This is a genomic window from Enterobacter sp. SST3, assembly GCF_000286655.1.
GTDB classification, from domain to species: domain Bacteria; phylum Pseudomonadota; class Gammaproteobacteria; order Enterobacterales; family Enterobacteriaceae; genus Enterobacter; species Enterobacter roggenkampii.
In genome coordinates this window covers 22,296-36,827 of record NZ_ALNS01000012.1, presented here as the reverse complement: position 1 = coordinate 36,827, position 14,532 = coordinate 22,296, and the positions used below count along the sequence as shown (strand labels likewise).

General features: G+C 57.0%; 13 protein-coding genes. 3 read left to right on the top strand and 10 right to left on the bottom strand.

Annotated features, from left to right (window positions below; genetic code table 11):
* The first annotated feature begins 34 nt into the window (after positions 1–34).
* On the top strand, positions 35–370 hold the full coding sequence (locus B498_RS15070) for a GlpM family protein (RefSeq protein WP_008500549.1): 336 nt from the start codon (positions 35–37) through the stop codon (positions 368–370).
* On the opposite strand, the gene folM is transcribed toward B498_RS15070, so the two are convergent.
* The 3 genes from folM to ydgH form a co-directional block, all read right to left on the bottom strand.
* Positions 367–1,089: a dihydromonapterin reductase gene (gene folM, locus B498_RS15075; RefSeq protein WP_008500548.1), complete on the bottom strand. Its 723-nt coding sequence runs from the start codon at positions 1,087–1,089 to the stop codon at positions 367–369. The two genes, B498_RS15070 and folM, sit on opposite strands and share 4 nt — an antisense overlap.
* Positions 1,090–1,128: 39 nt before the next feature.
* Complete coding sequence (locus B498_RS15080; RefSeq protein WP_008500547.1) at positions 1,129–2,511, bottom strand: amino acid permease; 1,383 nt, start codon at positions 2,509–2,511, stop codon at positions 1,129–1,131.
* 184 nt (positions 2,512–2,695) lie between these two features.
* Positions 2,696–3,640 (bottom strand): DUF1471 family protein YdgH, encoded by a 945-nt coding sequence (gene ydgH / locus B498_RS15085; protein ID WP_008500545.1) that lies wholly within the window; start codon positions 3,638–3,640, stop codon positions 2,696–2,698.
* A gap of 535 nt (positions 3,641–4,175) precedes the next feature.
* Here ydgH and pntA point away from each other — a divergent pair.
* Both pntA and pntB read left to right on the top strand, forming a co-directional pair.
* The gene (pntA, locus tag B498_RS15090) at positions 4,176–5,705 is read left to right on the top strand and encodes a Re/Si-specific NAD(P)(+) transhydrogenase subunit alpha (RefSeq protein ID WP_008500544.1); all 1,530 of its coding nucleotides are present in this window, start codon (positions 4,176–4,178) and stop codon (positions 5,703–5,705) included.
* A 10-nt stretch (positions 5,706–5,715) separates the two neighbouring features.
* Positions 5,716–7,104, top strand: a complete 1,389-nt coding sequence (gene pntB, locus B498_RS15095; protein ID WP_021241158.1) for a Re/Si-specific NAD(P)(+) transhydrogenase subunit beta — start codon at positions 5,716–5,718, stop codon at positions 7,102–7,104.
* 122 nt (positions 7,105–7,226) lie between these two features.
* Here the strand turns inward: pntB and uspE are convergent, their stop codons facing one another.
* The 7 genes from uspE to B498_RS15130 all read right to left on the bottom strand — a co-directional run bounded on the left by uspE (position 7,227) and on the right by B498_RS15130 (position 14,397).
* Complete coding sequence (gene uspE / locus B498_RS15100) at positions 7,227–8,177, bottom strand: universal stress protein UspE (protein ID WP_008500542.1); 951 nt, start codon at positions 8,175–8,177, stop codon at positions 7,227–7,229.
* Between the two features lie 109 nt (positions 8,178–8,286).
* Positions 8,287–8,469 (bottom strand): hypothetical protein, encoded by a 183-nt coding sequence (locus B498_RS15105; RefSeq protein ID WP_014883604.1) that lies wholly within the window; start codon positions 8,467–8,469, stop codon positions 8,287–8,289.
* Between the two features lie 147 nt (positions 8,470–8,616).
* On the bottom strand, positions 8,617–9,369 hold the full coding sequence (gene fnr / locus B498_RS15110) for a fumarate/nitrate reduction transcriptional regulator Fnr (RefSeq protein WP_006174991.1): 753 nt from the start codon (positions 9,367–9,369) through the stop codon (positions 8,617–8,619).
* Positions 9,370–9,552: 183 nt separating this feature from the next.
* Positions 9,553–10,068, bottom strand: a complete 516-nt coding sequence (gene ogt / locus B498_RS15115) for a methylated-DNA--[protein]-cysteine S-methyltransferase (protein WP_008500540.1) — start codon at positions 10,066–10,068, stop codon at positions 9,553–9,555.
* Positions 10,069–10,078: 10 nt separating this feature from the next.
* Positions 10,079–11,605 (bottom strand): p-aminobenzoyl-glutamate transporter, encoded by a 1,527-nt coding sequence (gene abgT / locus B498_RS15120; RefSeq protein ID WP_008500539.1) that lies wholly within the window; start codon positions 11,603–11,605, stop codon positions 10,079–10,081.
* Between the two features lie 36 nt (positions 11,606–11,641).
* A complete protein-coding gene (locus B498_RS15125; protein ID WP_008500538.1) occupies positions 11,642–13,087 on the bottom strand; it encodes a M20 family metallopeptidase in 1,446 nt (481 codons plus the stop codon).
* On the bottom strand, positions 13,087–14,397 hold the full coding sequence (locus B498_RS15130) for a M20 family metallo-hydrolase (RefSeq protein ID WP_008500537.1): 1,311 nt from the start codon (positions 14,395–14,397) through the stop codon (positions 13,087–13,089). The genes B498_RS15125 and B498_RS15130 overlap by 1 nt, the downstream gene beginning before the upstream one ends.
* Between the last annotated feature and the right edge of the window lie 135 nt (positions 14,398–14,532).

Genomic DNA, 14,532 nt, shown 5'->3' with positions numbered 1-14,532 from the left:
CCCATAGGGTGAGTTGATTATTATAAGGAAAACGATGGCTCTGGTGATCAAAGCCGCGCTGGGTGCGCTGGTGGTGTTGCTGATTGGCATTCTGGCAAAAACGAAAAACTACTATATTGCCGGGCTGATCCCTCTCTTCCCGACTTTTGCACTCATTGCCCACTATATTGTGGCGTCTGAACGCGGCACGGAAGCGTTACGCACGACCATCGTGTTTGGCATGTGGTCAATCATCCCGTATTTTCTCTACCTGCTTTCGCTGTGGTATTTCACCGCTTTTCTGCGTCTTCCCCTGGCGCTGAGCGGGGCGGTGGTCTGCTGGGGGCTCAGCGCCTGGGTGTTAATTTTCTTCTGGAGCCGCTTTCACTAGCGCAGCGGTCGGCCGCCGTCCACGGCAAAGGTTCTGCCGGTGACGTAGCAACTGGTGAGCAGGTAATCCACGAGGTCGATGACCTCTTTCTCGCCCGGGGCAATTTTCATCAGCGATTTATTCAGCGCCTGCTGGCGATACTCCGCATCATCGTTTTCGTTGAATAAGATCATTGCCGGGGCGATGGCGTTCACCTTCACCTCGGGGGCGAGCTTGCGGGCAAACGAGCGGGTCATGTTATCCAGCGCGGCTTTACTGGCCGCATAGGCAATGTGCTTGTCGCTGCCGCGCTCCACCACATAATCCGTGAAGTGAATGATGTCGCCCGCAGCATGCCCGTGGCCGCGGAGTAGATCCTGCAGAGCGTGGTTAAGCAGATAAGGGGCATTGACGTGGATCTGCAGCATGGCGGAGAGCGTTTCGCTGAGTGACGTACCCGGCTTTTCGGCCTGCCATGCGCTGGCGTTATGGAGCACGGCGCGCAGACCCGTTGTGGTGGATTTCACCTTTTCCGCAAAGGCCAGAATGCCTTCATCGGTTGAAAAATCAGCCTGAATGCAAACCGCCCCGGCTTTGCGCAGCCCTTCAATCGACGGGTATTCCGTGCGGTAGCTGACAATGACCGGATGGCGAAGGTTGAGAAAATGATGGGCGAGGGCGAGGCCGATACGGCGGCCTCCGCCGGTGATCAGTATGGGGCGAAGCGGTGCATTTCCCATCGTATTCTCCTTTACAGTTCAACAATGGGAAAGGCGATGCTATCCCACTAACATCCAGGTTGCCGGCACGGCAGCAACCAGTAACAGTCCAATTAAGGCCATCTCACGGCGTTTCAGCGCGTTCTCCAGCTGATGCGTGCGGCGGGCGTAGATGAACACCAGCAGACCCGGTGCGTACAGCACCACCGACAGCAGCAGATGCATAGGTCCGGAAGCATACAACAACCACAGGCCGTAAATACAGGCTCCGACACCCACGACATAATGCGCCGGGCGTGTGGCAATTTTTAACAGATACGCACCCACTAAGAAATAGGGTACCAGAATCATCTCCGAGGCGATGGTCAGCAGCGTGTTATAGTCTGAACCTGTGAGCCAGATCAGCACCAGACAGATCTGAACGCTGATGTTGGTCAGCCAGAGTGAGGCAGACGGCGCGCTGTTTTGGTTTTGACGCGCAAACAGGCGTGGAAACGCCTTGTGCGTCGCGGCCAGGAAAGGCACTTCAGCCGCCATGATGGTCCAGCTCAGGTAGGCTCCGCAGACGGAGATGATAAGGCCAGCGGCAATCACCACGTCGCCCCAGGAGCCGAGCATTTTCACCATCAGGCCCGCCATTGACGGATTACGCATTTCAGCCAGTTCAGGACGCGCCACCACGCCCAGCGACAGCAGCGTCACCAGCAGATAGACCCCGAGCGCGGCCAGTACCGCCAGCAGCGTGGCGCGGCCCACATCGCGTTTATTTCGGGCCCGGGCAGAAACCACAACCGCGCCTTCAACACCGATGAACACCCACAGGGTAATCAGCATTGTGTTTTTCACCTGCTCCCAGACGGGGACGCCCAGCGCAACGCCGCTGAAATCGAGCGTGAACACGTCCATACGGAACGCAATGAAGGCCAGAACGATAAACAGGCCGAGCGGAACCAGTTTCGCGAGCGTCGCCACCAGGTTAATGCTGGCGGCCGTTTGTACGCCACGCAGCACCAGCCAGTGGACGAACCACAGTAACACCGAGGCGCCCACAATAGACTGCCAGGTATTCCCGTCGCCAAACAGGCGCAGCTCAGGCGTATCGGTAAAGAAACTGAGGGCCGAGAAAACGATCACCAGATAGGAGACGTTGGCGATCACCGCACACAGCCAGTATCCCCAGGCGGAGCAGAAGCCAATCAACTCGCCGAAGCCTTCACGGGCATAGGTGAAAATGCCGCCGTCCAGATCCGGGCGAATGCGCGTCAGCAGCAGCATGGCGAAGGCCAGCAGCAATATTCCGACACCCGTAATGCCCCAGCCAATGATGAGGGCAGACGGGCTGGCGACGGCCGCCATATTTTGCGGCAAACTGAATACGCCTGCACCCAGCATTGAGCTTAAAACGAGTGCAGTCAGAGCACTCAGGCCAAGTTTCTTTTCCATTGGCTTCCTGTTATGAAAGGTCAAAATCCAGAATAATTATTTCGCTCAGGCGCATAAAAATGGTGGATCACACTAAGGCGCGGGATTTTACGGAGTGTAACGAAAGCATGCAATGACGTGTGGCAGAAATTCAAAAAAAGTAACAAAAAAGGCGGCATTGCGCCGCCTTTCTTAAACGATTTTGTTACTTGTACAGATCGGCGCTGATGGTCACGTTGTTACCACGTTCCTGCCACTGGCGGGTGATGTGGTAGAACTTCGCCCCTTTCTTCGCCGCACGCTTCGCGACCTGGTAAGAGACTTCCGTCATGTTGCCGTAGTTGCCGGTAAATTTGATGCTGTCGAACGGCACCATCTGCGCGGCAGTGGCGTTGTTCAGCTCTTCAACTTTGGTACCGTCTGGCAGCGTAACCGAATAACGGCCACCTTTCGTGGACTGCGTTTCAAAGAAACGGCCCACTTCAGCGCTTGGCGTAGCCGTCGTTGCGACGCCTGGGATTTCCACTTTCTTCGCTTCTTCGCCGCCTTTCGCTATCGCCGCGCGACCGGCTTCTGAGTTTGCCGGAATCGCATCCGGGCTCTGCAGAACGCGTTTCTTCGCATCTTCTTTATAGATGAACGCGGTAATACGCTGGTTGCCGCCCTGGTTAGCATCGACCTGACGCACGATGTAGAAAGAGTAGGCCCCTTTCTCTTTCGCGGCTTTGGTGATGGCATCGTTCACTTCAGGCTGGCTGCGGTAAAAGCCCTGAACGGTGACGGTGTCGTACGGTTCCAGCGCAATTGCCTGATCTTTCGGCAGTTCAACAACACCGTTAATCACGCGGTTTTTCGGTGCGTCAGCTTTTGGCGCGTTGTCCTTATACAGCGCAATGGTCACGCGCTGGTTACCGCTGTTGCCGTTATCAGACTGGTCAACAACATAAAACGAGGCTGCCCCGTTTTTATCAGCGGCCTTTGATGCAGCGGCGACGGCGTCGCCAATAGAATTATAACGACCCACAATGACCTTATGGTCAAAAGGTTTTAACGCTGCCGCTTGCTCCGGCGTTAACTCTGTTGCGGCATTCGCAGACAGGGCGGTCGCGGAGAGAAGTGCGGACGCCAGGAGTGTGTTCTTAAGCTTCATAAAAATGATCCTTCGCCTTGCGCAAACCATGTACTGGTATTGTTGTTAATTTGAGACGGTCCCGATTATGGCATTTAAAACCCGTCGCTGTCTGCGCCATTTTTCACTGCCTGTGCTCACTGAATCACCTTATTCGATAACATTTAGTGATATGTTGAAAAAACACGCGTTTGACAAGTAAAACTGATAAAGCTTATGACTTTTACAAGTTAATTTAATGTTAATAAGTTGTTCTCTTATGGCGCTATATCATGTTTTTACCGCTTCGCTTGCGCGAATTATCGGTTCTGGCGATGAATTTAAGGTAAATATCACTGTCAGTGACGCCGATCGCTTATTTTTCACAGATAAAGTAAGAAATAGTGTTTTCTGGCGGTAGATCACGGCCGCTATTTTCAGTAGGTTATAGACAGTTTGTTACTGTTTTATTTTCCGGGGTGAATTGTGTCTCATTGCTTGCGTGATGGCGAAAAATGATACAAACCGCGGGCACTTATCGTTAAACCATCATCAAAAACCGATGGAAGGGAAAACTATGCGTATTGGGGTACCAAAAGAACGGTTAGCCAATGAAACCCGCGTAGCGGCAACACCGAAAACGGTGGAGCAACTGCTTAAGCTGGGTTTTACCGTCGCAGTTGAAAGCGGCGCGGGCAAACTGGCGAGTTTCGATGACGAGGCCTTTATTCAGGCTGGCGCGGAAGTGGTGGACGGTGCCGACGTGTGGCAGTCGCCGGTTATTCTGAAGGTCAACGCACCGGAAGAGAGTGAGATTGCGCTGCTGAATCCGGGCACCACGCTGGTGAGCTTTATCTGGCCTGCGCAAAATCCTGAGCTGATGGAAAAACTGGCCGCGCGCGGCGTCACCGTGATGGCGATGGACTCCGTGCCGCGTATTTCGCGCGCCCAGTCGCTGGACGCCTTAAGTTCGATGGCAAACATTGCGGGCTACCGCGCCATTGTTGAAGCGGCCCACGAATTTGGTCGCTTCTTTACCGGTCAGATCACCGCGGCGGGTAAAGTCCCTCCGGCGAAGGTGATGGTGATTGGCGCGGGCGTGGCGGGACTTGCTGCCATCGGTGCGGCAAACAGTCTGGGCGCTATCGTTCGCGCGTTTGATACCCGTCCTGAGGTGAAAGAACAGGTCCAGAGTATGGGGGCCGAATTCCTTGAGCTGGACTTCAAGGAAGAAGCGGGTAGCGGTGATGGTTATGCGAAGGTGATGTCCGAAGCCTTTATCAAAGCCGAAATGGAACTCTTCGCCGCGCAGGCGAAAGATGTCGACATCATTGTGACCACCGCGCTTATCCCGGGTAAACCGGCGCCGAAGCTGATTACCCGTGAGATGGTGGACTCCATGAAGCCGGGCAGCGTGATTGTCGACCTGGCCGCGCAAAACGGCGGCAACTGCGAATATACCGTAGCGAATCAGGTGACCACGACCGCAAACGGCGTGAAGGTGATCGGCTATACCGATCTGCCGGGTCGCCTGCCGACGCAATCGTCTCAGCTGTACGGCACCAACCTCGTCAACCTGCTGAAGCTGCTTTGCAAAGAGAAAGACGGCAACATCACCGTCGATTTTGACGACGTGGTGGTGCGCGGTGTGACCGTGGTGCGTGAAGGTGAAATTACCTGGCCTGCGCCACCGATTCAGGTTTCGGCCCAGCCTCAGGCAGCGCCTAAAGCGGCGCCTGAACCAAAAGAACCTGCCAAACCGGCTTCCCCGTGGCGCAAATACGCGATCATGGCGCTGGTGATTATTCTGTTCGGCTGGCTGGCTGACGTCGCGCCGAAAGAGTTCCTCGGCCACTTTACCGTCTTCGCGCTCTCCTGCGTCGTGGGCTACTACGTGGTGTGGAACGTCTCCCATGCGCTGCATACGCCGCTGATGTCGGTGACCAACGCCATCTCCGGGATCATCGTGGTGGGGGCGTTACTGCAGATTGGCCACGGCGGCTGGATCAGCTTCCTGAGCTTTATCGCGGTGCTGATCGCCAGTATCAATATTTTCGGTGGTTTCACCGTGACTCAGCGCATGCTGAAAATGTTTCGTAAAGGCTAAGGGGTAGCATATGTCTGGAGGATTAGTGACAGCCGCATACATTGTTGCTGCAATCCTGTTTATTTTCAGTCTGGCGGGGCTTTCCAAACACGAAACGTCTCAGCAGGGGAATAACTTTGGTATCGCCGGGATGGCGATTGCGCTGATTGCCACCATCTTCGGGCCGGACACCGGCAACGTGGCGTGGATCCTGGTGGCGATGATCATCGGCGGTGCGATTGGTATTCGCCTGGCGAAACGCGTTGAAATGACCGAGATGCCGGAGCTGGTGGCGATTCTGCACAGCTTTGTGGGTCTGGCCGCGGTGCTGGTGGGCTTCAACAGCTACCTGTACCACACGCCAGGTCTGGAACCGATTCTGGTGAATATTCACCTGACGGAAGTGTTCCTCGGTATCTTCATCGGTGCGGTCACCTTCACCGGTTCCATTGTCGCGTTCGGCAAGCTGCGCGGGAAGATCTCCTCTAAGCCGCTGATGCTGCCAAACCGCCATAAGCTGAACCTGGCGGCGCTGGTGGTGTCGTTTGTGCTGCTGGTGGTCTTCGTGCGTACCGAAAGCGTCGGTCTGCAGGTGCTGGCGTTGCTGGTGATGACTATCATCGCGCTGGCCTTCGGCTGGCATCTGGTGGCGTCCATCGGTGGTGCGGATATGCCAGTGGTGGTCTCCATGCTGAACTCCTACTCCGGTTGGGCGGCGGCGGCGGCGGGCTTTATGCTGAGCAACGACCTGCTGATCGTCACCGGTGCGCTGGTGGGTTCTTCCGGTGCGATCCTGTCTTACATCATGTGTAAGGCGATGAACCGCTCGTTCATCAGCGTCATCGCCGGTGGCTTTGGTTCTGACGGCTCGTCTACCGGCTCCGATGAGGAAGTGGGGGAGCACCGTGAGATCAGCGCGGAAGATACCGCCGAGATGCTGAAAAACTCGCACTCGGTCATTATCACCCCGGGCTACGGCATGGCGGTGGCACAGGCGCAGTATCCGGTGGCGGAAATCACCGAGAAGCTGCGCGCGCGCGGCATCAAGGTGCGCTTTGGTATTCACCCGGTGGCGGGGCGTCTGCCAGGCCACATGAACGTGCTGCTGGCGGAGGCGAAAGTGCCTTACGACATCGTGCTGGAGATGGACGAGATCAACGATGATTTCGCCGACACCGACACCGTGCTGGTCATTGGGGCTAACGACACCGTTAACCCGGCGGCGCAGGACGATCCGCGTAGCCCAATCGCCGGGATGCCGGTTCTGGAAGTGTGGAAGGCGCAGAACGTGATCGTGTTTAAACGTTCAATGAATACCGGCTATGCCGGGGTGCAGAACCCGCTGTTCTTCAAAGAGAACACCCACATGCTGTTTGGCGATGCCAAAGCCAGCGTGGATGCGATTCTGAAAGCGCTCTGACAGGGTAAAGCCCGGTGGCGCAAGCTTACCGGGCCTACCAAACCCGTAGGCCGGGTAAGGCGTAGCCGCCACCCGGCAAAAAAAACCGCCGGTTCGCCGACGGTTTTTTTTTATCTTGCGGGTCAATCGTCTTCCGGATCGTCAAGCTCAACCGGCGTCTGGTACTCATCCGGCTTGATAACCAGCAGGTCGCAGCGCAGATGGTCGATCACCTGCTCGGCGGTGTTGCCGAGGAAGGCGGCAGAAATACCGGTACGTCCAATGGTACCCAGCACGACAATCCCCGCCTGCAGGTGTTCAGCCAGGTCCGGGATCACCTCTTCAGGCAGCCCTTTTTCCACGTGGGTCATCTTCTCATCGATGCTGAATTTCTGGCGCAGCGCTTTCATGGCCAGCAGGTGCTGACCGCGGATGGCGTCGTTATACACGCTCGGGTCAAATTCCGGCAGCTCAATGGCGATGTTAATCGGGGTAACCGGATAGGCACCTACCAGATGCACTTCGGTGTGGTTGACCTGGTCGGCAAGCTGGAGGGTCTCCTTCACCAGCTTCTCGTTCAGCGAATTGTGGTAATCCTCTTCGCTGGCGAGGTTTACCGCCACAACGGCTTTCCCGCCTTCAGGCCACGGCTGGTCTTTCACCATCCAGACCGGACAAGGGCATTTACGCAGCAGGTGCCAGTCGGTCGGGGTGAAGATCACGGATTCCAGCTTGTCATGCTGGTGCGCCATCTTCAGCAGCAGATCGTGCCCACCGGCAACGACTTCCTGAATGATGGCTTCGAAAGGTCGGTTGTGCCAGACCACTTTGATATCAATGGGCACGCCCGCTTCCAGGTAATACTTCGCCTGTTCGCGGATCCATGCGGTACGCTGGCTGATGACGCCCTGACGCATAGCGGTGCGCTCGTCAGGCGACAGAAGGGTGGTCATCTCATACGAGAAGTCATAGATCGGCAAAAACGCTTTGATTTTGCCACCAATCCGTTGATGTAAATACACAGCACGTCGTAATGCCGGCTGATCGTCCTGATTCGGATCGATTGCTACCAGCATGTTTTGATACTTGGCCATACAGGTCTCCTTACTACTGTCACCACAGTCTGTAATTAAAAGAGTAACCTATATATCCTGAATGAAACAGAGGAGAGCTTTTGCCAGATCAATAATTCATGAAAATTTATCAGAGGAAAAGCACCGTGGTCGTTACCGCGATAAACGCAATAAACAGCAGCACCATCACCGCTATCGCAAAGGTCGTGGAATCCTGAACGTAGGTTTTTTCCTCCCCCTTCATTGGGCCGACAAGCATGATCCAGATGAAGATAAAGGTCACTGAGGCAATCACGACTGAAACGAAAAACAAACTTTCTCTCAATTCATAACCTCAACGAGACCCTTTTGGGTGCTGTGTGGGGACGTGCTGCGGTGAAAAGGGCAGATAAAAGACGGGGTGACAGGCCAGACCCATAAATCAGGAAAATTTATCGGTCTGGCAGTATACGTATGGCGTTTACGCCACGTTGCGGGCGTGCCCGGCAAGAACGGCCAGCGCTTCACCGTTTTCGATAGTGATGTATTTACCCTTAACGGCGAGCATCCCGCTTTTCTGGAAACGGCCCAGCAGACGGCTGATGGTTTCCACGGTCAGACCCAGGTAGTTACCGATATCGCCACGCGTCATGGTCAGACGGAATTCACGCGGCGAGAAGCCACGCTCGGCGAAGCGGCGGGAGAGGTTGTAGATAAACGCGGCCAGGCGCTCTTCTGCGTTCTTTTTAGAAAGCAGCAGAATCATGTCCTGATCGCCTTTGATCTCACCGCTCATCAGACGCATCATCTGCTGACGCAGGTTAGGCATCTTGCCGGACAGATCGTCCAGGGTTTCAAACGGAATTTCGCAAACCATCGAGGTTTCGAGTGCCTGAGCAAAGCTCGGGTGGTGGCCCGTACCGATGGCATCAAAGCCTACCAGGTCACCCGCCAGATGGAAGCCGGTGATCTGCTCATCGCCCTGTTCGGTGATGGTGTAGCTCTTGATGGTGCCAGAACGGATAGCATAGAGCGATTTCAGTTCGTCTCCCGCTTTAAACAGCGTCTGCCCTTTCTGAATAGGCTTTTTACGCTCGATAATATTATCAAGCTGATCGAGTTCATGCTCATTCAGGGTAAACGGGATACAGAGCTGGCTGATGCTGCAATCCTGGCAATGGATAGCACAACCGCCAGACTGAATGCGTCGTATAATTCGCTTTTCCGGGATCATAGGTTTGCTCAAGCCTTAATTGATATTGGTCAATTTTAACATCTTTTTGGTAAGTACGTAAGCCTGACAAACCCTCAATAAGGACAAGAGACGGCAATGTGTCGCCATCTTCTTGAAATTCCACAGCTTGATTATGGATTTTTAGCCTAACCGGAAGAAAATTAAGCACAAAAAGCCTGGGAACTAGAGTAAGAGATACCCTTCGTGACGCAGCAACCACTCTTTTCGCTGCACGCCACCGGCATAGCCGGTCAGGGTGCCGTTGCGGCCAATAACGCGATGGCAGGGCACCACGATGCTGACCGGATTAGAGCCGTTCGCGGCACCTACGGCACGTGCGGCCCCAGCGCGACCTAACTGCGCCGCGAGCTGGCCGTAATGCATCACCTGCCCGCAGGGAATGGCCCGCAGCGCCTGCCACACTTCGCGCTGAAAAGGCGTGCCCGCCGTGGCGGTGGGCAGCGTGTCGATGATGCTGAGATCGCCTTCGAAGTACGCCGCAAGCTTGTCGCTCAGTCCACCCGGATTGGTGGCGCGGATACGTTCATACCCCTGGGCGCGGTAGTGAATCGCAAGCAGTTCTTCCATGCGGCCGCTGTGCTCTTCCCACTCAACGGCGCGCAGGCAAAACTGCTCGTCCGCGATCACCCACAGCGGCCCAAGCGGCGTCGCAATCTTGTCTTCGAGTAATCTCAGCATCCTCATTCCCTTAGTTCAGCCTCGGGTAGATCCCCGGCCCAATCGGCAGGCCGACAAGATACCACGCCACCAGCATCACCAGCCATACCCCTAAAAAGATAAGCGGGTAGGGTAAAACCAGAGAATAGTAGGTACCCAGTTTGGCCTCGGGTTTATAGCGCTGCAGGAAGCCTAAAAACAGCGGAACAAACGGCGAAACCGGCGCCAGCGGGATAACCGAAGAGTCCGCGATGCGGAACAGGATCTGCGCGAAAGCCGGGTGGAACCCCAGCATCATAAACATCGGCACGAAGATCGGGGCCAGAATCGACCAGATGGCGGAGCCGCTGGCGATAAACATGCACAGCAGGGATGACAGCAGCGCCAGACCGACAAACGCCGGTACGCCGCTTAGCCCGGCTGCCTCCAGCGCGTCGGTGAGGCCCACGGCCATAAACTTGCCCATGTTGCTCCAGTTAAACATCGCCACAAATTGGGCCAGCGGGAACACCATCACGATAAAGCCCGCCATCTCCTTCATCGGCTCGATCATCAGCTGCGGCAGGTCACCCTGGCGACGGATTTTACCGGTGGCGATACCGTAGGCGAGCGAAACAACAAAGAAGAAGAGGATAATCAGCGGCACGATGCCCTGAATAAACGGCGAGGGCAGGACAGTATGTTTAACCGGATCGCGCAATATGCCGTTTTCCGGCACCACCATCAGCGCCACCGCGGCGATAAACGCCAGCGAGACAATCCCCGCCACGCGCAGGCCGAAGCGCTGCGCTTCGCTCAGCGTCTCCAGCTTTTCATCGCTACGGCCTTCCCATTTGCCCAGGCGCGGCTCGACGATCTTATCGGTAATCAGCCCGCCGACAATCGTCAGGAGAATGACCGAGCTTGCCATAAAGTACCAGTTGTCGATCACGCTGACGTGCATGGCCGCATCAATGGTTTTCGCCGCCTCCGTACTGATGCCCGAGAGCAGCACGTCGGTGGTCACGATCAGCAGGTTAGCGGTAAAACCGCAGCCCACCCCCGCAATCGCGGACAGCAGGCCCGCCACGGGATGGCGCCCGACGGCGAGGAAGATCAGCGCCCCCATCGGCGGCATGATCACCAGCGCGGCGTCGGAGGAGATATGGCTGAAGAAGGCGATAAACAGCACCATGTAGCTGGCGTAGCGCGCGCTGACGTGAGAAGCCATCTTCACCATCAATGCGGGCAACAGGCCGACGCGTTCAGCCAGCCCGGCGCCCAGCACCAGCGCCAGAATGGCGCCGAGCGGGGCGAATCCGCTGAAGTTTTTAATCACGTTGGGTAAAAACCAGTGCAGCCCTTCAATGCTCAGCAGGTTTTTCACCGCCACCAGGCTGCCGTCGGCCGGGCTGCGCACGCTGACGTCAAAGGCGGAGAGCACGGCGGTGGCGACCATCAAAATCACAATCAGATAGATAAAAAGCAGGAAAGGGTGCGGCACTTTATTGCCGATCCTTTCAACCCAGCCATAGAGCTTACCGGATGGGGAATGCGAAGGTATGGATGACATACTCATGGGCGTTCCTCGGGAGTGTTGTGTTGTTGTGTTTTTTTATTTTAAAGGTGACGGTGTCACGCCCGGTGGGATCGGACACGCGTACGGTTTTTCTTCTAGTTGTTGTTCGAACTCTTCACGGCATTTTTTCAGCAGCGCCGCGTCCTGCAGCAGATTCAGCGCGGTCGCGCCCATCACTTTCCCGGCCAGCAGCATGCCCTTGTGGGCAATAGAGGTTCGCCCCTGAGATACCAGTTGCCAGGTATGCAGCGGCGTGCCGACGGTAAAGCAGGGGCTGAAGCACTGGGCGACCGGCATTTTCCAGCTGACGTCACCCACGTCGGTTGAGCCTGCCAGCACGTTGTCGGTGACGGCATAAGGCGCGACTTCATCCACCAGCAGCGTCGCCTGATGACGACGGGCAAAGGCTTTACCCGCTTCACCACCCGTGGCGGCAATATTTTTCAGGCTATTTTGCAGATCGTTGGGCGTCAGCGTGGCGCGGATCTCGCGGGCAAACTCTCGCTCTTCGTCGGTCCACTCCGGCGTGCCGTAGTGCTGCAGGGCGCGATACATCGCCGCCTCAAGCGTGCGGTTCGGCAGGTAGCTGGAGCAGGCTTTATCAAAGCGGCACTCGACGGTCGTTTCGGTCATCAGCGCCGCGCCCTGGGCGATTTTCTCGATGCGCTCGTAGATCTGCTGCGCATCCGCCATCTCCGGGGCGCGGATCAGGTACAGCACCTCGGCCTGCGCCTGCACCACGTTGGGCGAAATCCCGCCGGTGTCGGTAATGGCGTAATGGACGCGCGCTTTCTCGATGATGTGTTCGTTAAGGAAGTTGGTGCCGGTGGTCATCAGCGTCACGGCGTCCAGGGCGCTGCGTCCCAGGTGAGGAGAGTTGGCCGCGTGCGCCGCCACGCCGTGAAAACGCCAGGCGGCCTGAATATTCGCCAGCGTACTGACGTTAAACATCCCGGCAAAGGCTTCCGGGTGCCAGGTGACGGCGGCATCGACGTCATCAAACAGCCCTTCGTGCACCATAAAGGTTTTCCCGGAGCCGCCTTCTTCACCGGGACAGCCGTAAAAACGCACCGTTCCGCTGCCGCCGTTCTGCTCCAGCCAGCTTTTCACCGCCACCGCGCCCGCAAGCGCCGCGGTGCCTAAGAGATTATGTCCGCAGCCGTGGCCGTTAGCCCCCGGCGTGGCGGTTTGCGCCGTCGCGCAGTGTGCCTGCTGGCTTAACCCGGCCAGCGCGTCGTACTCGCCCAGCAGGGCGATAACCGGTTTTCCGCTGCCGAAGCTGGCGATAAAGGCATTGGGAATACCGCCTGCCTCGCGGGTCAGCGTGAAGCCTTCAGCTTCCAGCTCGCTGGCCAGCCGCTCGGCGGACCAGAACTCTTCAAAGCGGGTTTCGGGACGATCCCAGATCGCGTCGGCAATATCGGTTAACGTCCGACATCGCGTGTCGATCGCATCGGCAATAAAAGCGTAGTTCTCCTGCATCACACACCTCGCGTCCACGGGAAATTGAGCGCTGTTCGCGCCAGCGTTTCGATGGCGATAGTCATGACCTGCTCATCGAAGTCGAATTTTTCGTTGTGATGTCCGGCGCTCAAATCCGTGCCAAACACCATATAGGACGCCATGCCGCCGTTCTGCTGCACGCGGGCCATCATCAGCGTGGCGTCTTCGGAACCCGCTGGCGCTTTCACCTTATCGATGGCATGAACAACCCCGGAAACCTGGCTCGCCTGTTCGCGCAGATAATCCACCCATGCCGGTGTCGGCGCGCTGGAGGTGGCAGCCCCCATCAGGCGTATCTCGGCGCTCACGCCATAGAGCGCCGCCGCGCCGGTAATGGCGGCCTGCGCGCGTTCAAAGACATACTGATTAATCGCTTCGCTTTCGCCGCGGGTTTCAACTTTGATCAGGGCATTCGCGGGCACCACGTTGCGCCCGCTGCCCGCCTGCATCACGCCGACGTTCACCCGGGATGCGCCGTCGCTGTGCGGAGCGATGCTGTGCAGGGCGAGGGCGGCCTGCGCGGCGGCGAGCAGGGCGTTACGCCCGTCCTCCGGCTTACCGCCCGCGTGTGCGGCCACGCCGGTGAAGCTCACGTCGAACTTGGTGGTGGCCATAAAGTTATCGCTGCCGCAGATTACCGTCCCGGCAGGCACGCCAGTACCAATATGAATGGCCGTGAAATAGTCCACGTCATCCAGCGCCCCGGCGGCAACCATGGCGCGCGCGCCGCGCGTGCCTTCTTCGGCAGGCTGGAAGATCAGCTTGATGGTGCCGTTCAGCCGGGCTTCATTCTGCTTAAGCACCTGTGCCAGCCCCAGACCAATGGTGGTGTGGCCGTCGTGTGCGCAGGCGTGCATCATGCCCGGATTGCAGGAGGCAAACCCGTCGCGGAACGGGCGATGGCTGTTGTCGAGCGCTTCGCTTAAATCAAGGGCGTCCATGTCCACGCGAAACGCCACGGTTGGGCCAGGGCGGCCGGTATTCAGGGTGGCAACAATGCCGGTAAAGCCGCCTTCAAACGGCGCCAGCCATTTCTCAGGCGCGCCTTGCTTGCGCGCGCGGGCAAATTCTCGCGCCAGGGTTGCCTCATCGGGAAGCCCCATCCGGCTTTCGGCATCGACCACGTCGCGCCCCATCGCCAGTTCGTAACCCAGCGAGTCCAGGGTCTCCGCAACTTTCGCGGCGGTACGAAACTCTACCCAGCCGGATTCCGCAAAATGGTGAAAATCGCGACGCCACGCGCTCAGCTGCGGGGTTAACGTCTGGATGTACTGCGCCAGTGTGTCCATATCTGTTCCTGTCATCATGAAAATATGTGAACTGCTTCACGCTGTGATAGTTTTTACTTATCACTAACCGATTTTTCACAGTTTTAACCGTTCAGGAATTACCCTCGCACATCCCTTTCCAGTAAAGTAGATGAC

Bases quoted from the DNA above. Each gene is read 5' to 3' on its own strand.
- B498_RS15070 (WP_008500549.1), top strand. From the start codon at position 35: ATGGCTCTGGTGATCAAAGCCGCGCTGGGTGCGCTGGTGGTGTTGCTG.
- folM (WP_008500548.1), bottom strand. From the start codon at position 1,089: ATGGGAAATGCACCGCTTCGCCCCATACTGATCACCGGCGGAGGCCGC.
- B498_RS15080 (WP_008500547.1), bottom strand. From the start codon at position 2,511: ATGGAAAAGAAACTTGGCCTGAGTGCTCTGACTGCACTCGTTTTAAGC.
- ydgH (WP_008500545.1), bottom strand. From the start codon at position 3,640: ATGAAGCTTAAGAACACACTCCTGGCGTCCGCACTTCTCTCCGCGACC.
- pntA (WP_008500544.1), top strand. From the start codon at position 4,176: ATGCGTATTGGGGTACCAAAAGAACGGTTAGCCAATGAAACCCGCGTA.
- pntB (WP_021241158.1), top strand. From the start codon at position 5,716: ATGTCTGGAGGATTAGTGACAGCCGCATACATTGTTGCTGCAATCCTG.
- uspE (WP_008500542.1), bottom strand. From the start codon at position 8,177: ATGGCCAAGTATCAAAACATGCTGGTAGCAATCGATCCGAATCAGGAC.
- fnr (WP_006174991.1), bottom strand. From the start codon at position 9,369: ATGATCCCGGAAAAGCGAATTATACGACGCATTCAGTCTGGCGGTTGT.
- ogt (WP_008500540.1), bottom strand. From the start codon at position 10,068: ATGCTGAGATTACTCGAAGACAAGATTGCGACGCCGCTTGGGCCGCTG.
- abgT (WP_008500539.1), bottom strand. From the start codon at position 11,605: ATGAGTATGTCATCCATACCTTCGCATTCCCCATCCGGTAAGCTCTAT.
- B498_RS15125 (WP_008500538.1), bottom strand. From the start codon at position 13,087: ATGCAGGAGAACTACGCTTTTATTGCCGATGCGATCGACACGCGATGT.
- B498_RS15130 (WP_008500537.1), bottom strand. From the start codon at position 14,397: ATGGACACACTGGCGCAGTACATCCAGACGTTAACCCCGCAGCTGAGC.